Raw genomic sequence first — 19,689 nt, 5'->3', positions numbered from 1 at the left:
TGCGCCTTTTCCACATCCGCATCGACCCAGTCGAAAGTGCGGGTAACTGCTTTCTTCCACAGTCGGTAATTACGGTTATATTCTTCCTTATTATCGCCCGGCAGCCAGCGTTTACCCTCTGCCCAGTTAGCCTCGACGTCTTTTTCGCCTTCCCAGAAGCCCACCGCGATTCCAGCTGCATAAGCTGCACCCAGAGCAGTAGTTTCCAGTACTTCTGGGCGAATAATGGGTACTCCTAGCTGGTCGGCTTGGAATTGCATCAACAAATTATCGCGCGTCATGCCGCCATCCACCCGCAGCTCCGCTAAATCAATTCCCGAATCGGCAATCATCGCGTCAAAGACCTCTCGAGCTTGGAACGCAGTTGCTTCCTCTACCGCCCGCGCAATATGCGCCTTCGTATTGTAACGAGTCATCCCGACTATTGCTCCGCGAGCATCGTCTTTCCAATACGGAGCGAAGAGACCGGAAAAAGCGGGTACAAAATAGACTCCGCCGTTGTCTTCCACACTCTGGGCGAGTTTTTCTACTTCCGCCGAATCGGAGATGAGCCCGAGGTTATCGCGCAGCCACTGCACTAAAGATCCGGCGACGGCGATAGAGCCCTCCAGAGCGTAGCGAGGAGCTTCTTTTCCGATCTTATAAGCCACGGTAGTGATGAGACCGTTCTGAGAAAATACTGGAGTTGCGCCGGTGTTCATCAATGCGAAGCAACCAGTGCCGTAGGTATTTTTTGCCATCCCTTTTTGGAAACAGGCTTGCCCGAAAGTAGCAGCTTGTTGATCGCCGAGAATTCCGGCAATAGGAGTATCGATAAGCAGCCCGTTTTTCCGGCCATAGCCATAAATTTCGGCCGAGGAGCAAATCTCGGGCAGCATCTGCATAGGAATGCCGAAATCGGCGCAAATATCTTCTCGCCACTGCAGCGTGCGGATATCCATCAGCATGGTACGAGAAGCATTGGTCACATCCGTTTTATGTACACCGCCGTTCACGCCTCCGGTTAAGTTCCACAGCACCCAAGAATCCGTATTTCCAAAATAGAGATCGCCCGCCTCGGCTTTGGCGCGCGCTCCCTCCACATTGTCGAGAATCCATTTGATTTCCGGGCCGGAATAGTAGGTGGAAAGATCGAGTCCGCAAATATCTCGATACTTCGATTTTCCTTCTTTTCCGCCTAGCTCTCGGATAATTTGTGCGGTGCGAGTATCTTGCCAAACAATTGCGTTATATACCGGCTCGCCCGTATTTTTATCCCAAACTACTACCGTTTCCCGCTGATTAGTGATACCGACTGCCGCTATTTGGTGGCGATTTACTTCTGCGGATTGGAGAGCCAGAGCCACACATTCGCGCACACTTTCCCAAATTTCGAGGGCATCGTGTTCTACCCAACCTGGCTTCGGGAAAATTTGTTTGTGCTCCCGCTGGCCAGAACCTACTATCTGGCCGGCATGGTTAAAAATAATTGCTCGGGAAGAAGTGGTGCCTTGGTCAATTGCCATTACATAGCGAGGTAAAGCAGTAGTCATTATCTTTAATCCTTTAGGTTTAGGTAGGGCGAATAGTAAAAACCGGCGCAGTTATTTCTGGCAGCATTACCAGGAATATCTCCCATCTCTGCTCCCATGGAGAGCTGGAAAACACCGGGATATTACAATCCTGCAAGTAGTGTAAACCAAATAAGTATATTTAATCTACTTATTTGCTTCTGCTAGTGCTAAGACTCTTTTAGCGAGGGCGTTATCGCACACTAAATCGGTTACTACGCCGGCGCGGAGTGCACCGAGCAGCGGATAGGCTTTCGCTTGCCCGGCGGCCAAGCAGAAACGCCGGGGAATTTGCCGTAAAACGTCCGGGGTGGCACCGGTAGCGCGTTTATTGAGTTCAATATCTTTCCAAGAACCGTCTGCGCGAAGTAATACGGTGCAGACATCTCCCACCACTGCGTCTTTTTGTAAGTTCATTAACTCTTCCGGGCTGAGGTATCCGGCTGCGTAGACGCGAGAGGGAATTTCGCCTTTTAAGGAGCCGACGCTAAATATTGCTAAGGAGCATTTTTCTTGCCAGTCCAGTACCCGCCGGACGGCTCGTTCTTTCCACATTGCTTCTTTCAGCGCTGGGTCGTCAAAAAAAGCCGGTACCGGAAAATGTATGGTGTGCGCATTCCAGCGTTCGGCTATCTCGTTGAGGATATTACCAATGTGGTTTAGCCCGGAAGTTTCAGGCGAGGCGGCGCCGTTGAGTTGCACGAGCGTGAGTGAATCTAAATCTTTGTGTTGAATGTACTGAGCCATTTCACTCGTGGTATTACCCCAAGCAATTCCCACTACGTCGGCATCTTTCACTAAATAACTCACCATCTGAGCAGCTACTTTAGCCACATTGCCGAGCACCTGACTCTGGGTCTGCTGCGGTGAGCAATTTACCACCTGCGCGCGAATCGAGAATCTTTTTTCTAATGCGGCGGCGAGGCGCGAATCCGGCAAATTTACTGGGCACACTTGAATGCGCACTATGCCAGTGGCGCGGGCATAGGAGATAAGCCTCGATACGGTGGAGCGCGAAATTCCCATCCGGGTGCGGATAGTTTCCATCGTTTCGTCTTGTACGTAGTAAGCCAGCGCCGCTTTATAGGCGAGTAAATCACGTTCATCATGGATATTGCGGAATTCTTCACTCGAATTAGCGGCGTTTTTCGGCATAAAATTTCACTCCAATTTTCGCTTTCTGCACATTTGTGCTTATTGATGAATAATAGTGCTATTTTTTACGAATGCCAATATATTTATAAGAGACAGGACTACACGAGGGAGTTAATACACATGTCCGAAGCAATACTGAGTGCAGCTAGTCGGCAAGAATCTCTCACTGCAATGGCAGATGAGCAAGGGCTGGATATTTTAGTAATCGGCGGTGGAATCACTGGCGCTGGAATAGTTTATGACGCAGCTCTGCGCGGGTTGCGAGTGGGGATAGTAGAAGCGCAAGACTGGGCTTCTGGTACTTCATCCCGCTCTTCTAAGTTAGTGCACGGCGGTTTGCGCTATCTGTACCAGCTAGATTTCAAGCTCGTACACGAAGCACTCGCCGAGCGGGGTCTGCTCTTGGAATACACAGCTCCACATCTCGTAAAGAAGATGCCGCTCCTCTGGCCTTTTAAGCACCGCGTAATTGAGCGTGCGTATTCCACCATGGGAGTAGGCCTCTACGATGTGATGGCACAAATGGCTTACTGCGGTTCGGTGCCGATTCAGCGTCACCTCACTCGCAAAGGCGCTTTGGAAACTGTGCCCGATTTGCGGAAAGATGCTTTGATTGGTGCGATGGTCTATTACGATGCGCGAGTAGACGATGCCCGGCTCACCTTGAACCTAGTGCGCAGCGCGGCACAGTATGGTGCGTTCGCTGCTAATCGCACCAAGGTAGTGGCGATGGAGAAAGATGGCACCGGCCGAGTGGTGGGAGCTACTCTCCGCGATTTGGAAACTGGAAAAGAATATAAGGTGCGTACGCGGAGCATTATTAATGCTACTGGCGTATGGACGGAAGAAAGCGAAGCGATGGGTGGTACCCAAGGTGGGCTGCGCGTATTAGCTTCGAAAGGTATTCATATAGTGGTGCCGAAAGATAGAATTAAAGGCAGCACGGGTATGTTTGTGCGCACAGAAAAATCGGTACTCTTTATTATTCCGTGGAAGCGCTATTGGATAATTGGCACCACCGATACGGAGTACACAGAGGATCTGCGTAATCCGGTGGCTAATAAAGCTGATATTCGCTACGTGCTTGAGCACGCTAATCAGGTGCTACAAGATCCGCTTACGGAAGACGATATCATTGGTACTTTTGCGGGGTTGCGCCCGCTGCTCCAGCCGGGAGTGAAAGCGGGCGGCGGTTCTACGAAAGTATCGCGTGAGCATACGGTAGCCGAAGCTGCGCCCGGATTAGTGGTAATTGCCGGTGGAAAGCTCACTACTTATCGAGTAATGGCAGAAGACGCGGTAGATTTTGCGCTAGGAAAGCAGGCAAAGCAGGCAAAGCAGCTGCCGTCGCTTACGAAAGAGACTCCGCTTCGGGGAGCTGCTGGGTATCGAGCCCTGTGGAACCGGCGGGAGCAGATAGCGCAGGAATCTGGGCTGAGCCTCGATCATGTAGAAGATTTGCTTGATCGCTACGGCACGGATATTGAGCTCATTCTGGAATCCATTAAGAAGGATCCGGAGCTGGGTAAGGAAATTCCGGGAGCGGAAGAATACCTGGCGGCTGAAATTGCTTTCGGAGTGACGCACGAAGGAGCCTTGCATCTGGAAGATACTCTTTGCCACCGCACGCGGCTTACCTACGAAAAGCGCGACCGTGGTTTAGAAGCTGCCAAGAGCATTGCAGATATTATGGGCGGATTACTGCAGTGGAATAAAGAGAAGAAGCAGCAAGAGCTGGCCGCTTATGAAGCGCGTTGCAAAGCGGAAGCTGCTGCTGCACAAATAGAAGATGAAGCGGAAGCGCAGCGCATTCGCGATCATCACGGCGACGTGACGCCCATGTAAACCTCCCTTATAGAGGGTGGATGTATAGAAAAGGTCCGCGCCGTCCGCCAGGGCGGCGCGGATTTTTGTATTGCTATAAGAAGCTGCCTATTTGTTATAAGCGGCTGCCTATTAATTAATAAATATCTAGAATTAGATTTGTGCATTTTTCAAAGCGGATTAGCCAGTTAGAAATTAATTCTCTGACGCAAGCGGTAAAGAGAGCGCACGAGGCGGGGATAGAGGTGCAAAATATCAGCGATTCTAATCCTACGCGACATGCGCTGGCACCCGCCGGAGTGCCTGGCCCTTACGTTGCCGATCCGCGCGGTCCTTTCCGGGCGCGCCGGCAGCTTGCCGCATTTTTATCTGCACAGCAAGGTAGAGAAGTAAATCCAGAAAATCTTTATCTCCTCAGTTCCACTTCGCAGGCCTATAGTTGGCTTCTAAAATTATTTTGTGACCCCGGGGAGAGTATTTTTGCTCCCTGCCCTGGTTACCCGCTCATAGAGCAGTTAGCGGCACTGGAGGGAGCGCGGCAAAAGAATTATTTTCTCCACTTCGCCGGGCAGTGGTTTATAGATACGGCGGAGTTGCACCAGCAACTAGCAGCTGCCTCTCCGGAGCTGCGCCCGCGCGCGTTAGCAGTAATTAATCCCAACAATCCTACTGGTTCTTATCTGCACGGCGGCGAAAGAGCAGAAATTTTAGAAATTTGCCGGCGTTACGATCTGCCACTTATTGCAGATGAAGTTTTCTTTTCCTATTCTCTGGGTGCGGAGGCGGATCTGCAGGCAGGTGGAGTGCAGCGGTTTGCGGGAGAAAAGTCTGTGCTCACTCTGGCTTTAGATGGGTTTTCAAAAAATTTGGGCGCTCCGCAAGTTAAGCTGGCTTGGATTGAAGTGAGCGGACCGGCTGATTTAGTAGCCGCTGCCCAAGCTCGCCTAGATATAATTGCCGATGCTTATTTACCGATGAGTACATTGATTACGGAGCAGCTGCCTGAGCTTTTAGCAGAAATACCTGCGCAAATAGAGCGGATTCGCGCCCGCACGCGCACAAACCTCGCCACTTTGCAGCGCCTAGTTACTTCTAGTCGTCAGCAATCTTTGAGTATCTATTTGCCGGAAGGGGGCTGGAGTGCTCTTTTCCGTTTTCCCTCCTATTTAGACGAAGCAGAGCTAGTGCAGGAGCTTATTCGCCGCGCCGAGCTCACCGCGCAGCCGGGATATTTCTTCGACCTACCCACCCCCGGATTTTTGAATATATCCCTGTTGCCAGATCCGGAGGTCTTTACCGACAATCTACAGCAAGTGGTAGCAATAATCGACGATTTACTTAGCTAAAAGGCACTAAACCTGGCAAAAGCACTAAAACTAGGAAAAGTAATAAACTCAGCAAAGCACTAAAACTAAGAAAAGCACTAAGCAGAAAATACTAATTTACGAAGTATCAACTAGAAAGCGGGCGGATTTTTTGCTTCAAATCTGCGAGCATATTGCAGAGTTTATAGCGCCCGGGGTGCAAAATAATTTCTCGATAGGGAGGCACTGCCACTGTTTCGGTGGCAAATTTAGTTTTGAAAGTATTGAGCGTACGCAGATGCGGAGCTAAATCAGAGCCAATTCCCAGCAAATCTAGGCTAGTTACCCCACTGGCGGCCAGCTCATTCAAGGAATACCAGAGTAAATAATCCGGAGCGAGATGCTGCTGCCCGGTGCGGGTAGAGGCGGCAAAGTAATAGCTGGCGCGCTCGCCATATATGGTAAACATCGCCCAGGCCTGCACTTTTCCTTCTTCCCGGTAGGTGAAGAGACGCACCGGAAGTTCGGCGGAAGTACTTCCCCCCCCCCTCCGGCACGGAGCGCAACGTATCTAAAAAGCGGAAATAGAAATCGGATTTTTTAATAGCAAAAGTATCTCTTTTCCCGGTTTCCTCCATAATTGCCATGAGCTCTCGGTAGCTCTCGGCGCTGATAAAGGTCTCGTCTTGGCATTCACCCGGGCATTCGCGCAGCGCTTTATTGATATCGCGCCGCCCCCGCTTCTTCATGCGTTTTTTAATATCATCTGCATCTCCGCGCAAATCTATCTGCACAGTGGTGTCATAAGAAATTTGCTGGCAATCGGATACTCCGAAATCAGTGAACGAGCTCAGCCGTAAAAAATCTATACTTTTATCTCGCTGCTGCACGTAGTTTTTCAGGTCGGCACTAAACTCTGCTTCTATAGCTTTTCCGGGGAGACGATTCCAGATAGGGGCGCCGCGACTCCACAAAAAATTCAACCGTTTAATTCGGTAACTTTTTAACTTAAAAACGGCTGTGTATTCTGCTTTCTGCCATTTCAGAGCGGTATTTTGAAAAAGTTCTCGCCCGGGTGCCAGCGCATCGATGCTATCCCAGTAAGGTGTAGCTTCAAAAGCGTAATTATAGCCCTCTGCTACGTGGCGGGCATATTCTTCCTCGGTGATAGGAGTGATAGAGGAAGAGATAGTTGTGTCGGCGGAGAGACTCATATATTTTTCTTATCCATCCAATCTTTTACTGCTATTGCCAATTGTAGCGCATGCGCCGGATTTTCTTGAGTACGCAAATTAATAATCGACGCAGCGATACGGCGGGTAGTAGGAATTTTCGGATACTGAGCCGGCAAATCATAGCGTTCGGCGGTAGGCGTGCCCGGGAAAAGAAGAGGGCGATACCATCTTCCCGGATAGAATCCCTGCCTCTGTAAATAGGTAAATAGCTCTTCTGGATCTAGTGTCACTCCCGCAGCAGTACTTTGCATTAGCATGGGGAAGCGTAAAAGCGGCATTCCCGATTCTATTGTAGCTGGGATCTTTAGACCCGCTTGATTTCCTAGCTCCCGCCGATAGATATCGGCGGTAGTCGCGAGCTGGGTTTCAATAGCAGGCAAATTTTGCAGAGCCGTTGCCGCTTTGCGCCCCGCCCAAGAATCTAAAGCGTAGATAGCCGCGGATTCCCCATTTCTCTCTTGGCTAGTAATCGGGGGATAAAACAGGGGCGTGCTTTCAAATAAATGGCGAGTTTTTGCCGAAAGTCGCGCCGGCAAATGGGAAAGTATTTTGTCTTGGGTTTTATATAGACGCAGGGCGGTTCGCAAGCTAGGCCCTGGGAGAGCTAGATTCTCTAAACTTTTCTGCAGTTTTTGGCGCAGTTTTTGCTCGAGAGTGTGGGGATTGAGCCAGATTGCCGCTCCGAATTTAGTGGGCAGCATTTTTTCAGCTCCAAAAGAGTGAATAGAAATATCAGCTACGGGAGCTCCGGCGGCATTCCGCGCCATTCTTCCCAGGCAATGGGCGCTATCTTCGATAAGTAAGGCACCTGCTTGATGCGCTTTTTCTGCAATCTCTTGGGCGGCAAAGTTGGCTACGATTCCGAAAGTATTTTGCAGTATCACCGCTCCGGTATGGGGTGGAATCTGTAATTTCTCACTATCAATTGCCAGAGTTTCGGCAGAAATATCGGCGTAGATAGGATGCATTCCTGCCGCCAAAATGGGGTTCACGGCAGTGAGGCAAGTAAAAGCCTGCGTCACAATGTGGCGCGCAGACTTTTCTTCGTTTATGGCTGCACACACTAGCTGCAAGCCGTGCCGCGCCCGCAGCAGCAACCACCAATCAGCTGCATCGGTAGCTGTATGTTGAGCTAAAAAATGGCGTATATTATTTGCCGCATCTATGCCGCGTATAGAGGGCGAATTTTCAGTGTCTAAATATGCCATATACCTACTATAGGGAAAATTTTTGCTATCTGCTCTGGCGTAATACACTTACTGCATGGAGATGCCCAGAAAAGAAAAAGAGATCAAACACGTATTAATAATTCCTTCTTGGTATCCCGATGCCAAAGCGCCGCACAACGGCACTTTTTTCCGTGAGCAAGCGCAGATGTTGAAAAGAGCCGGTCTGCAAGTAGAAGTATTGGCTCTTCAATCAGATAGCCGGCTTCTTTCTTATTCGCGAGAATTGGAGATTTCTTTAGAAGAGGATACCCCCGTGCTGCGCGGATTTCTTCCCCGGGAAATTGGTTGGGGATTGCCCGGAGACGCTTGGTTAGCTAAGAAAGCCGCCCAGCCGCTCTTAAAGAAATATGCCGAGCTCTATGGGGTGCCAGATGTGATTCAGGCACATTCGGTATTTCGCGCTATCTACGTAGCGGCCGCGGCCTCCCGCTTGTGGAAGATTCCTTACGTAGTTACGGAGCATCGCACTTCTTCTCTGACGCGTACCCCGTGGCTGCCACGCACTCGTTCTTTACGCAAAGCAGTGCAGCAAGCCAATGGGAGAGCGGCGGTATCTACTGCTTTTGCTGCGGCACTCAGCGATTTCTATGGCGCACCTTGGCAGGTGCTCACCCTGCCGGTGCTCGATTCAGATTCGAATACACCGCTTCCACAGCTAGGGGCAGAAGAACCCTTTGTGTTTTCACATGTTTCCTACTGGGATGAGCGTAAACGCGAAAAAATGACGCTACGTGCTTTTGCAAAAATGCATGTGCGTTTACCAAATACGCGTATGGTGATGGCGGGCGGCGCCGGAAAAGCTATGGAGGAAGTGACGGAGCTGCGCCGCGAGTTAGGTTTAGAAGAAGTAGTAGATTTACAAGGAGTTTTGCCGCGGCCACAAGTAGCGCAATTATTGGCGCATACACACTGCTTTGTGCTGGCGAGCTGTGAAGAAGCGGCGGGAATCGTATTTGCAGAAGCCCAGATGGCGGGGCTGCCTTGTATAGGTACGCGCACTTTCGGTGGAGAATATATGATAAGCGAAAGTGCGGGAATTCGAGTGCCGATTGACGGCGAAGATGAACTAGCTGAAGCGATGTATGAGATGGCGAAAGATCGCCATCAGAAATATAATCCGGAGGCGGTGCGCACTCAAGCGCGGCAGCGTTTTAGTGAAGCCACGTTCATCGCTGCAAGCGAGCAGTACTATAGGGCGGCTTTAGCAGATTATCAGCAGCGGAATTTTATTAAATAAAGCGGGATGTAGGATCCGAAATGCGGCTAGAAAATCCGCAAAATGCTGGCCCGAGCGATAAAAGCGAAAAATAAAGACTGAAAATAAAGGCGCGGGAGAGAAAATTTCTCTCCCGCGCCGGCGTTTAACTAGAGCTTCTCAGCTATTTCCTGTTAGTGGGATACCACCTTATTCGGAAGCTGATCAGCGATATCCGAAGCTGCTACATATCCGAATACGATAGCTGCTCCAATAGAGGTACCGCCCGCCGTGTAGGTATGGCCCACAATAGACTTAGCAGTGTTGCCAGCTGCATAGAGCCCTTCGATGGGGGTGCCGTCTTCCCGAATCACACGCGCCTTGCTGTCGATAGTCAAGCCGCCGGCCGTGCCGATATCTCCCGGATATACCTTAGTGGCGTAGAAGGGACCCTTCTTTACTTCGCCCAGGGACGGATTCGGCTTGTGATAGCGGTTGCCGTAGAAGGTATCGTGCTCGTTTTCGCCGCGGTGGAAATCTTCATCAACTCCGGTGCGGGCAAATCCGTTGAAACGTTCGAGAGTGGCTTTTAGCTGATCGACTGGTACGTCAATTGCGGCAGCCAGCTCTTCGATAGTATCCCGGCGAATTATGGCGCCGGATTCGTAGAACTTCTTCGGCAAATCGATAATCGGCAGATAGCCATAAGCAAATAGATACTTATTGCGGAACTGCTGATCGAAGATGAGATAGGCCGGCATATTCTCGGCATCTCCTTCGCCCTTGCCGTACTTGCCGCCGTAGAGACCCTGCCCAGCTGCGCAGTAAGGAAGTGCTTCGTTCATAAAGCGCTTACCCTTGCTATTCACAATCAAGGTATGGGGTAGAGAACGATCGGGCACAATGAAGCGCTCTTCGTCGTCAATCTCCACGAAAGCGGGGATATCTACTTTCGGCAGTTTAATTACGGGGGCCCAAATAGCGTCTGCCATATTCTCCAACTTGGCTCCATACTTTTCGCCAATGCGGATGCCGTCGCCCGTATTACCTTCGGCGCCTACCGTCCAAGTGCCGTTAATCGGATGCCGCTGATACTTCTGCCGCATTTCTGTATTGCGCTCGAAGCCACCGCAGCCGAGGATTACTCCATGGTTAGCAGCTACTGGAATCTGCTTTCCTTTTTGCTCAATTACCACGCCGGTAATGCGCTGGCCTTGCTTGGTAAGATCCACCAACTTAGTGGAGAGCTTTACTTCCACACCGGCTTCCAGTACTGCGTGCATAAGCGCGCCAGTAAGGGCAGCTCCCATGGTGATTATCTTCTTACCCTGCAGCTTCTGGATTATATTGCGCACGGTGAGCTTCACTCCGCGCCAAAGTGGCTTCGGATTAGTCGTCGCCAGCAGTAAATCAGCAGAATCAAAAGAGTTCATATCCATGTGGATAATGGGGCGGAAGTAGGCTTTGACGTGGGTATCTTCCCACTCGCCGAGGAGGCGCACATCAAAAGCGCCAGCTTCTACGCCGCGGCCAGTCTTGGCAGCTCCCGGAGCGTCGAGCCAATAATCTGGATATCCTTCCATATTGCGCCACATGAGGTGCTTGCAGGAAGCAGTGATGAAATCCATCGCCTTCGGCCCCTCATTGAGGAAGGTGTCGATTATTTCATCTGGAGTACAATCGCCGACGGTGGCTTTCATGTATTCCCGGCCCAGAGCTTTATTATCCGTCTTGCCTACCTGAGCTAATTGGTTATTTCCCGGTACCCACACCATACCGGCTGATTTAGAAGTAGATCCTCCCCAGTGAGAATCCTTTTCTATAAGAAGTACGCTCAAACCTCTACGTGCGGCGGTTAGAGCGGAAGTGAGTCCGGCAGCGCCGGAGCCAACTACGATAACGTCATAAGCATCTTTGCTTGGTGCACTAAAAGCATTCATGTGTATTATGCTAGCGGGTAATTTCCGTACGCGCTAGGAAAACTGTAAATCTGAGTATCAGATATCTAAATCACATTATCTTTTTTAAGGGAAAATAAGAAAAAAGTCCCTACTGAACGTAGCGATTTTAAATTACTAATCAGTTTTGTTCGATTTATGCGGCATTTTCGGTTTCTGCGGCGCTTCTGTTTTTGGTGGCGTTTGCATGGTTTCTGGTGTTTCTGGTGTTTCCGCCAGATGCATCCAAGCATCTTTTTGTACGCGTATAAGCATAGGAACGGCGCGCGCGGCCATGAAGACGAAGGCATATCCCACCCACAATCCGTACATTCCCTTATTTCCCCAGCTGGAACCGCTAGTGCAGAAAAAGAGGGCGATAGGGGCGAAAGTGAGGAGAGCGAATACCATGTACTTAGCTAGTTTTCCGCTATCACCGGCGCCAATTAGGATTCCGTCGAGTACGTAGGAGAAAGCAGCGAGGGGGAGGGCGGCTGCCGTAATGAGAAGAGTATGGGTAGAGAGCTGGTGGACGGCTGGATCGGTGCTCATGAGGCGCGGTATAAGATAGGAAATACCGGCGAATACCACTAAAAGTCCCACCCCTACTCGCCCACTTATGTGCAGGCACTTGCGTAAAAGAAGATGTACCCGGGGTGGATTGTGCGAACCTAGACTCTGCCCGACGAGAATTTGTGCGGCCGTAGCTAAAGAATCTAAACCATAAGAGGCAAAATTCCACATCGTCATAACTATCTGGTTGCAGGCAAGTGGAATAGTGCCGAGTGCGGCAGCGGCGGCAATCTGCAGCAAAATTGCGGCTCGTAGGGAAAGAGTGCGGATGATTAACGGCAGAGCCGAGTGGAGAGATTTTAGTACTCCTGCGCCGGAAGGAAGTAAAGATACTCCATAGTTTGGGGCTCGGCGGGCAATGCGCCAACTTAGAAAAGCGCCCATAAGATTTTGAGAGATTGCTGTGCCGAAGCCGGCTCCCGCTACTCCGAGGCCAGCTCCGTAGATAAGGGTGATATTGAGGGGGATATTTATTAGGCCCCCACATACGGTAGCTAAGAGTGGAGTTTTGGTGTCGGCGAAACCGCGCAGCGTACCGGTGGCAGCTAGTACTAGAAGCATTCCAGGCAAGCCGAAAGCGGAGGCACGGGCATAGCTTACTGCTTCTGCCAATACGGCTGCTTCGGGGCCGAAAAGCTGCAGTAGTGGAGTAGCAAATATATAAAAAAGCAGCCCTAGAATTATGCCTAATCCAGCCCCTAACCACATTCCATCTAAGCCTTGCCGCAAAGCCTTTTCGAATTGTTGCGCGCCCACAAAGCGGGCGGTAGCGGCAGTGGTGGCGTAGGAAAGGAATATACATATTCCGACGATTGTGGTGAGCACGGTGGCAGCGAGAGAAAGTCCAGCTAGCGGAGTTGTGCCTAGACGCCCCACCATCGTGGAATCTACCGCTACCAAAAGTGGCTCCATGAGAAGTGCACCTAAGGAGGGGAGAGCGAGGGCGGCGAGCCGCTTAGTTACTTTTTCCATTTCTCGGCTTTCATCGCTGTTTTCAGAGCGAAATAGGGAGGGCGAATTTTATTTCTCCGTACTAAAGATACTTGGTTAAGCAAAATTTATCTCGACACGGTGGAATTAGTTACTTTAAGTTTTCAAAAAATTAAAGAGAGTTTTTAAGTTGAAACTTTACACAGGCATTTCCACAATTGTGGTTATTTATTGCGCCATTTACGGGGCATATCTAGAAATTGTCCACTGTCGTGGATAACTTTTTGAAAAATGTGAACAATTTTAGGGAGTTTTCCCGTTTTTATCCACGGTAATCTCCGCGTGTATCCACAAAAATATTTAAAGTATCCACAAAAAAGATTTTTGTAGATTTGACTTTTATGGATACTTCGGCAAAGTAGAAATATACTTAAGTAGGTTTTGGCAGGCGCACCGCCGGGAGAGTCGCCGCAGCAAGGAGCAGAGAATGGCGCAAATTCCGAGCAGTACTTTTGAGCGCATGCCGCCGCAAAACTTAGAAGCCGAAATTTCCGTGCTCGGTGGCATGATGCTCAGCAAAGATGCCATTGGAGATGTGCTGGAGATACTCCACACCGAAGATTTTTATCGGCCGCAGCACGGGCGCATATTTGAAGTAATTCTGGATCTTTTTTCACGAGGTGAACCTGCTGATCCGATTACCGTGGCAGCTGCATTAAAAAATCTTGGCCAATTAGAGCAGGTAGGAGGAGATGCCTATCTCCATACTTTGGTATCTTCCGTGCCGACGGCTGCCAATGCTGCATATTATGGGCGAATTGTTCGTGACAGAGCTAAGTTACGTGCCTTAGTAGAAGCTGGTACCCGAATCGTACAGCTCGGCTATAGCGATGCCGGAGAAGACGTAGATAAAATAATCGATACGGCGCAGGCAGAAATGTTTAATGTGACTGCTGAGCACATAACTAATGACTACGCTGGCGTGAAAGAAATTTTGCCGGAAGTAATAGAAGAAATAGAAGCTAATACAGCTCGCGATGGTAAGCTTGCCGGTCTGGCTACCGGATTCACGGATTTAGATGAGAAATTATCGGGGCTGCGCCCCGGGCAGATGGTCATTATTGCCGCCCGCCCTGGTATGGGGAAATCTACTCTAGCTATGGATCTATGCCGGCACACCGCTATTGATTTACATATACCGGTGGCGTTTTTCTCTTTGGAAATGAACCGTAGCGAATTAGTGATGCGCGCGCTTTCCGCAGAATCAGATGTGCATCTTACGAAACTCATAAAAGGAAAATTAGATACTCCAGATTGGCAGCGCATAAGTAAAGCGGTGCAGCGTATGGGGGAAGCGCCTTTATATGTAGATGATTCTCCTAATTTGACGATGATGGAGATTCGGGCAAAAGCGCGCCGGCTGCGCCAGCAAAACAATATCCAAATGTTGGTAATTGATTACTTGCAGCTACTTACTTCCGGAGGTAGAAGCGTTGAATCACGCCAGCAAGAAGTATCAGATTTTTCTCGTTCTATTAAATTGCTGGCAAAAGAGCTGGAGATTCCCATTATTGCGGTGGCGCAGTTAAATAGAAATCCGGAGGCGCGCCAAGATAAGCGCCCCCAGGTTTCAGATTTACGTGAATCTGGATCTCTGGAGCAAGATGCCGACGTAATTTTGCTAATTCATCGAGCCGATAATAGTGATCCGATGAATCCGCCGCCTTCGGAAATAATAGTGGGGAAGAATCGTTCCGGACCTACCGGCTCAGTAGAGTTAATGTTCCAAGGGGAGCGGGCACGTTTCTCTAATATGGGAGTAGCTGTAAATTACTGAGGTGAATCTGCCGGCGCGGGCGGAGAGATTGGCGCGCTAAAGGCGCGAGCTAAAGGCGCGAGCTAAAGGCGCGAGCTAAAGGCGCGGTTAAAAGCACAGCTAAAGGTGCGTAATTCTCAGTTGAGAGAAATCTTCGCCTAGGAGATTTCCGCGCGCAGCTTTTGGAAAAAGCAGATTTGAAAATCGATATTTTCTTCCCACCACTGCTGCGTATGCGGAGTGTGCCGCGGTGTAGCACTTATGCTTTCTAAATGGGCTAGATACTCTTCTATCCAACTGATCTGCTCAGCAGTACTTTTTGCCAAAAAATCTACGTAACGCAGAGTATCGTGAATTCGATAAACGGAGTAGCGATCTATATCATCACACTCTCCAATCACGCGCGCGAGCAGAGTAGGAGAATTAGAAAAATATAGATAGGGCTGGCCGGCTTTATTTGTATCGCTTCCTTCATCTGCGCGCGGATTCCACTGGCCGTCTACGTGCATAGCGATGCCTTGCACTACTTGAGCTGCCAGCGGATATTCTTCCGCAGTAATCTGGGCTTTTTCCAGTAAATCTTTCACCACCAAAGCTCCAGCACGCCCGTGATCTACCGGAATCTGGGCATCCCATTTTCCGATATCGTGCAGTAAACAGCCAATTTCTAGCCAAGCAGCTTCTGCCGCCCCCATATTTTCTGCGTCCGCCAGCCGCCGGCCAATTTTCGCCACGCGCCGGCAGTGCTCTATTCGGTATTTCTGCGTTGCTGCAGACTTCGGAGTGGCAGCAAGATGGGAGCTTAGCGCCGTATCCATTGCGGAACGGAAATTCGCAAAGCTCCCATACTTTCCAAATTGCTGCATATTTAGCCTAGTTTTAAGCGTTTTCCTGCATGCGGTAGGCGCCCTGCCAGACTGTATCAAAAGGAGTATTTCCACCTACGCGGTTTACTATTCCTACTTGCACCATATCTTTCGCAATGCGCACTGCCTCGTGGATATCGGCGCCTTTAGCTAGCTCTGCGGTAATAGCTGCAGCTAGGGTGCAGCCGGCTCCCGATACGCGCTCTTTGCCGATCTGGGGAGTGCTATAGATATGGGCTTCTTCGCCGTCCCACAGTACGTCAATCGCGTGATCACCGGGGAACTCAGTACCGCCTTTAACTATCACACAGCGCGGCCCAAGATCGGAAATTCGCTGCGCTGCTTCCTTGAGGTCATCAATAGTATTTAGCGCTTCCATTCCGGCGAGAGTGCAAGCCTCAAAGTAATTGGGGGTGGCGACCGTGGCTTGCGATAGAATCTTTTCCCGTAGCAAATTATCCGTATCTAAAGCTGCTCCTGGCTCTTGCCCCTTACAAATCAACACCGGATCGAGTACGATATTTTTCCATTCTTGCCCAGCTAAGCCGGCGGCCACGGCCTCAATCGTATCTGGATGGCCCAACATGCCAATCTTCACGGTATCTAAATCGTGAGCGGCAGTAGCTGCTTCAATCTGATCTTTAATCACCTGCGGAGGAATCTGTACTAGCCGATGCCCCCAGTTATTCTTTGGATCAAAAGAAACGATACAGGTGAGAGTACCCATACCGTATACTCCCAGCTGGTGGAAAGTCTTTAAATCTACCTGAAAACCGGCTCCGCCGGTAGCTTCCGATCCGGCAATCGTATACGCAAAAGAAACCATATTTTTTCCTAACTATTTGGGAAGTAAAAATTATTTTACTCTCTGCTTCTTTAAGTGTTTACAAAATTTTATTCATAGTGTCGGGGTGGCTGCCTTGCCGGCCTGCCTCTCCTTTATCCAAAGCGTTAATCGCCGCAATATCAGCGGTAGAAAGTACGATATTTGCGGATTGGAAATTTTCTGCTTGCCGCTCGGGGGTGCTCGCCTTGGGAATTGCCACGTATCCGCGGGCTAAATGCCAAGCTAAAACTACCTGTGCCGGAGTAATCTGCAGTGCGTTTGCAATTTTTTCAATTACGGGATCTTGCAACACTGCCCCGCGCCCCAAAGGAGACCATGCCGTCACCGTAATTCCTTTATGGGCAGAAAATTCGGCGTTCTTCTGATTACTTAAGTACGGATGCAATTCAATTTGATTTACGGTCGGTACCACGGAATTATCTAGCAGTATTTCGCGTAGATGATGCGGTTCAAAATTAGAAACGCCGATAGCGCGCGCCCGCTTATCGGCAAAAAATTCTTCCATCACGGCATACGCTTTTGTGTATTCACCATTATAAAGTTTCGGCAGTGGCCAATGCATAAGAAATAAATCCACATAGTCGGTCTGGAGTTTCTCTAAAGATTCTGCAAAAGACCTCCGCGCATCTTCCGGGCGGTGGTTGCCGTTATTCAGCTTTGTGGTGAGGAAAATTTCTGAGCGTGGAATACCGGATTCGCTAATTGCCTTCCCTACTTCTGCTTCATTGCCATACATCTGTGCGGTATCTATATGGCGGTAGCCAATTTCCAGCGCACTGGAAACTATATCGAAAGTTGATTCCGGTGCGATTTTATAGGTGCCGAATCCCAGCTGCGGAATCTTTGCGCCTGTATTTAACTTCAGAGCAGGAATAGAAATCATGCTTAACATTCTGCCTTATTTTTTTCAAATTAGCAGAATGAGAGGCCAGAAAGTGGATAAATTGCCGTAATTACCTTTTGACGTGTAAGGAATAGCTTAGAGAATAATTTAGGGAATGGCTCCGGAAAAGGCTCAGAAAATAGCTTAGGGAATGGCTCAGGAAAGGAGCTGCTCTATTTCGTGTTGTAAACGCGGAATCATATTCTGCGGTTGCGTTATAAAAGCATCGTGGGAAAAATCTGGGCTCTCAATTACCCGCAATCTCCCAATAAGCTGCGCGCTCTCGCGCGCTAAATCGAAGGGCACATACATATCGTCACCATAAAGCCAGCTGAGAGCCGGTACTTTGTTTTCGGCTAGTACCGCTGGGTCATAGAGTTGGGGAAAATTCGGGCAACTTGTGAGTTCCTTCATCATCGGCGCCAGCGGGCGTAAAGCGGGATCTTCCTCTCCCTGCCAAGAAAAAGAGTGATCACCGGAGAAACGAAAATTTCCAGTATAGGAAGCTAAACTCGCAGCTAATTCGCGTTCGCCGGCCGCTCCGGCAGCTATATCTGCCAGTTGAAATTGCGGAAACTCTGCGCGTACTTTCTCGGCCGCCCAATTGGTGGCGCGGCCGGGGCGGGCGTAGATGAATTCCCGTAACACCCAATACAGCGGTTCTTTACCTCCGGCCAGCCGTGCTCCTATTTGTTGTAAAAAGCGGGGGCTGAGCCGCTTCCTGCCGGATATTTTTTGGAACGGCGATTCCAAGCGGTGATGTACTCTTTCTAAGCCGTAGCTCCACCCGAGCGAATTTCCTAACATACGGAAACGCCGGGGAGTGAGCCGCTCACCAGTGGGAAGATACTCAGGGATTTCTGCCAGATGTGCAGCTATTTCCTGGCAGATTTTTGCATCTTGTGGATAACGGGAGAAAAAGCGGTGATTTCTCTCTTCGGTAAGGGCCCAGGTGTGGCGATGGATATCAGAAAGTTCTGCCTGCAGAGCCGGCAATCCCGCCAGCATAATAGCTCCGCGTAAACCTTCTGGAGCTGCCGCGAGATAGCGAGTGAGGCAAAACGAGCCGAAAGATTGCCCGAGAGCCAGCCACGGTTCATCGCCCTGCAGTGCGCGCCGCAAAGATTCCGCATCTTGCACAATAGAATCTTGCCGGAAACAAGATACATAAGCTGCTTGTAGGCGCGGAGAACCTACGCTAGTAATTATCGGCGCCGAAAGTGGGTGGGAAGCCCCCGTACCGCGTTCATCTAGTAATACCACTCGATATTGGTTGAGCAGCATATCTAGCCAGCCAGTTAAAGGTTCGGGGCGCGGGGCCGCTCGCCCGGGGCCACCCTCCAAATACAGCAAGCGAGGAGCCTTTTCTTGCCCATTGCGCACTATTTCGCGCGCAAAAATAGTAATTTTTTTCGGCAGCGCCGCCAGCTCAGTTTCACTGAGAGAAAATATCGAGAGCAGCCCTCCGTAATCTAGCGGTACTTCTAAACGATACTCAAAAGTAGTATGACCAGGTATCTTATATTCTAAGCACTCTAAATTACTCGGCATATTTGCTCACTCGTTATATTCGTTTTTCCGCCTTTATTCTCCAGATTTCTGCTTTTTTAGAGCTATGCTTCTCTAGAGTTCTTCTTCTCCTTTGAGGCGCGGAAGTGAAAAACGCTCCGGGTTAATACCGCTGGTTTCTTCATAGAAAGAACGAATGTAATCCATGTCTTTACGTATATCACCACTCAGCTCCATCGATTCTTCCCAGCCGTAGCACTTGCGATACTGCGCATCGATAAAACCTAGAACTACCGGCACTTTCGCTCCCCGGGCAATATGGTAGAAGCCCGATCGCCAATACGGCTTCGGCGCGCGCGTACCTTTCGGGGCGAGCACCAAGATAAACTCATCATTTTCCGCAAACATATCGGTAATCTGCTTCACTACTCCGTGCGGAGAAGAACGGTCGACGGCGATTCCTCCCAAGGCGCGAATCAGCGGCCCGAAAGGTGAATTTACCGCAGAATCTTTCACTAAAAAGCGGAATTTACGATTCGCAGCAAAGAGGCCGATTACCATGAGTAACCCGTCAAAATAAGAGGTGTGTGGAGCGCCTATGAGTACTGCCTTTTTTGGTAACGGGGTAGTTACCAGCTTATAGGGCACTAATTTTTGCACTATTCCTGCGAGTAAGGGTTTCCAAGCCATTTTTCTCCCTACTTTCGCCGCTACTTTTGCCGGCGGTTCCAGAGTGGCTGGCGAGAGTGTCAGCCACTTAATTCCGTTTTTGAGTTTAGTACTTTTGCTGTCTCTTATACACATCTGACGCTGCCGACGAAACCTTATGGGTGTAG

16 protein-coding genes are annotated in these 19,689 nt (G+C 49.9%); 4 read left to right on the top strand and 12 right to left on the bottom strand.

Annotated features, from left to right (window positions below; all coding sequences use genetic code 11):
• Together glpK and Q0X35_RS02140 are read right to left on the bottom strand one after the other, a co-directional pair.
• On the bottom strand, positions 1-1,532 hold a 1,532-nt coding region (gene glpK, locus Q0X35_RS02145), incomplete at its 3' end, for a glycerol kinase GlpK (RefSeq protein WP_297564891.1).
• 165 nt (positions 1,533-1,697) lie between these two features.
• On the bottom strand, positions 1,698-2,705 hold the full coding sequence (locus Q0X35_RS02140) for a sugar-binding transcriptional regulator (protein WP_297564889.1): 1,008 nt from the start codon (positions 2,703-2,705) through the stop codon (positions 1,698-1,700).
• Positions 2,706-2,825: 120 nt separating this feature from the next.
• On the opposite strand from Q0X35_RS02140, the gene Q0X35_RS02135 reads away from it, so the two are divergent.
• Both Q0X35_RS02135 and Q0X35_RS02130 read left to right on the top strand, forming a co-directional pair.
• A complete protein-coding gene (locus Q0X35_RS02135; RefSeq protein ID WP_297564888.1) occupies positions 2,826-4,550 on the top strand; it encodes a glycerol-3-phosphate dehydrogenase/oxidase in 1,725 nt (574 codons plus the stop codon).
• A 140-nt stretch (positions 4,551-4,690) separates the two neighbouring features.
• Positions 4,691-5,875, top strand: coding sequence for a pyridoxal phosphate-dependent aminotransferase (locus Q0X35_RS02130; protein ID WP_297564886.1), 1,185 nt, complete (start codon positions 4,691-4,693; stop codon positions 5,873-5,875).
• Positions 5,876-5,981: 106 nt separating this feature from the next.
• On the opposite strand, the gene Q0X35_RS02125 is transcribed toward Q0X35_RS02130, so the two are convergent.
• From Q0X35_RS02125 to Q0X35_RS02115, 3 genes are read right to left on the bottom strand one after another with little or no spacing between them, the layout of a single operon-like run.
• The gene (locus Q0X35_RS02125; RefSeq protein ID WP_297564884.1) at positions 5,982-6,302 is read right to left on the bottom strand and encodes a peptidoglycan bridge formation glycyltransferase FemA/FemB family protein; all 321 of its coding nucleotides are present in this window, start codon (positions 6,300-6,302) and stop codon (positions 5,982-5,984) included.
• Positions 6,196-7,047, bottom strand: a complete 852-nt coding sequence (locus Q0X35_RS02120) for a peptidoglycan bridge formation glycyltransferase FemA/FemB family protein (protein WP_297564882.1) — start codon at positions 7,045-7,047, stop codon at positions 6,196-6,198. The genes Q0X35_RS02125 and Q0X35_RS02120 overlap by 107 nt, the downstream gene beginning before the upstream one ends.
• The gene (locus tag Q0X35_RS02115; RefSeq protein ID WP_297564880.1) at positions 7,044-8,276 is read right to left on the bottom strand and encodes a DegT/DnrJ/EryC1/StrS family aminotransferase; all 1,233 of its coding nucleotides are present in this window, start codon (positions 8,274-8,276) and stop codon (positions 7,044-7,046) included. Before Q0X35_RS02115 ends, Q0X35_RS02120 begins: the two co-directional genes overlap by 4 nt.
• Positions 8,277-8,331: 55 nt before the next feature.
• Here Q0X35_RS02115 and Q0X35_RS02110 point away from each other — a divergent pair, with 55 nt between their 5' ends.
• Entirely contained in the window at positions 8,332-9,534 is a 1,203-nt protein-coding gene (locus tag Q0X35_RS02110; RefSeq protein WP_297564879.1) for a glycosyltransferase, read from the top strand.
• A 152-nt stretch (positions 9,535-9,686) separates the two neighbouring features.
• Here Q0X35_RS02110 and Q0X35_RS02105 read toward each other — a convergent pair whose 3' ends face one another.
• Entirely contained in the window at positions 9,687-11,432 is a 1,746-nt protein-coding gene (locus Q0X35_RS02105; protein ID WP_297564877.1) for an FAD-dependent oxidoreductase, read from the bottom strand.
• A gap of 135 nt (positions 11,433-11,567) precedes the next feature.
• The gene (locus tag Q0X35_RS02100) at positions 11,568-12,974 is read right to left on the bottom strand and encodes an MATE family efflux transporter (RefSeq protein WP_297564876.1); all 1,407 of its coding nucleotides are present in this window, start codon (positions 12,972-12,974) and stop codon (positions 11,568-11,570) included.
• A 445-nt stretch (positions 12,975-13,419) separates the two neighbouring features.
• Here Q0X35_RS02100 and dnaB point away from each other — a divergent pair, with 445 nt between their 5' ends.
• Positions 13,420-14,769, top strand: a complete 1,350-nt coding sequence (gene dnaB / locus Q0X35_RS02095) for a replicative DNA helicase (RefSeq protein WP_297564874.1) — start codon at positions 13,420-13,422, stop codon at positions 14,767-14,769.
• 137 nt (positions 14,770-14,906) lie between these two features.
• Here dnaB and Q0X35_RS02090 read toward each other — a convergent pair whose 3' ends face one another.
• The 5 genes from Q0X35_RS02090 to Q0X35_RS02070 all read right to left on the bottom strand — a co-directional run bounded on the left by Q0X35_RS02090 (position 14,907) and on the right by Q0X35_RS02070 (position 19,543).
• On the bottom strand, positions 14,907-15,614 hold the full coding sequence (locus Q0X35_RS02090) for an HD domain-containing protein (protein WP_297564873.1): 708 nt from the start codon (positions 15,612-15,614) through the stop codon (positions 14,907-14,909).
• A gap of 13 nt (positions 15,615-15,627) precedes the next feature.
• Positions 15,628-16,440 (bottom strand): bifunctional hydroxymethylpyrimidine kinase/phosphomethylpyrimidine kinase, encoded by an 813-nt coding sequence (gene thiD, locus Q0X35_RS02085; protein ID WP_297564871.1) that lies wholly within the window; start codon positions 16,438-16,440, stop codon positions 15,628-15,630.
• 58 nt (positions 16,441-16,498) lie between these two features.
• The gene (locus Q0X35_RS02080; RefSeq protein WP_297564869.1) at positions 16,499-17,353 is read right to left on the bottom strand and encodes an aldo/keto reductase; all 855 of its coding nucleotides are present in this window, start codon (positions 17,351-17,353) and stop codon (positions 16,499-16,501) included.
• Positions 17,354-17,500: 147 nt separating this feature from the next.
• Entirely contained in the window at positions 17,501-18,895 is a 1,395-nt protein-coding gene (locus Q0X35_RS02075; protein ID WP_297564867.1) for an alpha/beta fold hydrolase, read from the bottom strand.
• 72 nt (positions 18,896-18,967) lie between these two features.
• Positions 18,968-19,543 (bottom strand): 1-acyl-sn-glycerol-3-phosphate acyltransferase, encoded by a 576-nt coding sequence (locus tag Q0X35_RS02070; protein WP_297564865.1) that lies wholly within the window; start codon positions 19,541-19,543, stop codon positions 18,968-18,970.
• Positions 19,544-19,689 lie beyond the last annotated feature (146 nt).

Origin of the sequence: uncultured Arcanobacterium sp. (genome assembly GCF_947253055.1) — a bacterium.
Classification (GTDB): domain Bacteria; phylum Actinomycetota; class Actinomycetes; order Actinomycetales; family Actinomycetaceae; genus Arcanobacterium_A.
Note: the sequence above shows the minus strand (reverse complement) of the source record. Positions and strands in the feature narration are given on the sequence as shown.

What these genes read in the sequence shown, in the direction of transcription:
- Q0X35_RS02140 (WP_297564889.1), bottom strand. Translation starts at nt 2,705, where the DNA reads ATGCCGAAAAACGCCGCTAATTCGAGTGAAGAATTCCGCAATATCCAT.
- Q0X35_RS02135 (WP_297564888.1), top strand. Translation starts at nt 2,826, where the DNA reads ATGTCCGAAGCAATACTGAGTGCAGCTAGTCGGCAAGAATCTCTCACT.
- Q0X35_RS02125 (WP_297564884.1), bottom strand. Translation starts at nt 6,302, where the DNA reads ATGTTTACCATATATGGCGAGCGCGCCAGCTATTACTTTGCCGCCTCT.
- Q0X35_RS02120 (WP_297564882.1), bottom strand. Translation starts at nt 7,047, where the DNA reads ATGAGTCTCTCCGCCGACACAACTATCTCTTCCTCTATCACTCCTATC.
- Q0X35_RS02115 (WP_297564880.1), bottom strand. Translation starts at nt 8,276, where the DNA reads ATGGCATATTTAGACACTGAAAATTCGCCCTCTATACGCGGCATAGAT.
- Q0X35_RS02110 (WP_297564879.1), top strand. Translation starts at nt 8,332, where the DNA reads ATGGAGATGCCCAGAAAAGAAAAAGAGATCAAACACGTATTAATAATT.
- Q0X35_RS02105 (WP_297564877.1), bottom strand. Translation starts at nt 11,432, where the DNA reads ATGAATGCTTTTAGTGCACCAAGCAAAGATGCTTATGACGTTATCGTA.
- Q0X35_RS02100 (WP_297564876.1), bottom strand. Translation starts at nt 12,974, where the DNA reads ATGGAAAAAGTAACTAAGCGGCTCGCCGCCCTCGCTCTCCCCTCCTTA.
- dnaB (WP_297564874.1), top strand. Translation starts at nt 13,420, where the DNA reads ATGGCGCAAATTCCGAGCAGTACTTTTGAGCGCATGCCGCCGCAAAAC.
- Q0X35_RS02090 (WP_297564873.1), bottom strand. Translation starts at nt 15,614, where the DNA reads ATGCAGCAATTTGGAAAGTATGGGAGCTTTGCGAATTTCCGTTCCGCA.
- thiD (WP_297564871.1), bottom strand. Translation starts at nt 16,440, where the DNA reads ATGGTTTCTTTTGCGTATACGATTGCCGGATCGGAAGCTACCGGCGGA.
- Q0X35_RS02080 (WP_297564869.1), bottom strand. Translation starts at nt 17,353, where the DNA reads ATGTTAAGCATGATTTCTATTCCTGCTCTGAAGTTAAATACAGGCGCA.
- Q0X35_RS02075 (WP_297564867.1), bottom strand. Translation starts at nt 18,895, where the DNA reads ATGCCGAGTAATTTAGAGTGCTTAGAATATAAGATACCTGGTCATACT.
- Q0X35_RS02070 (WP_297564865.1), bottom strand. Translation starts at nt 19,543, where the DNA reads ATGGCTTGGAAACCCTTACTCGCAGGAATAGTGCAAAAATTAGTGCCC.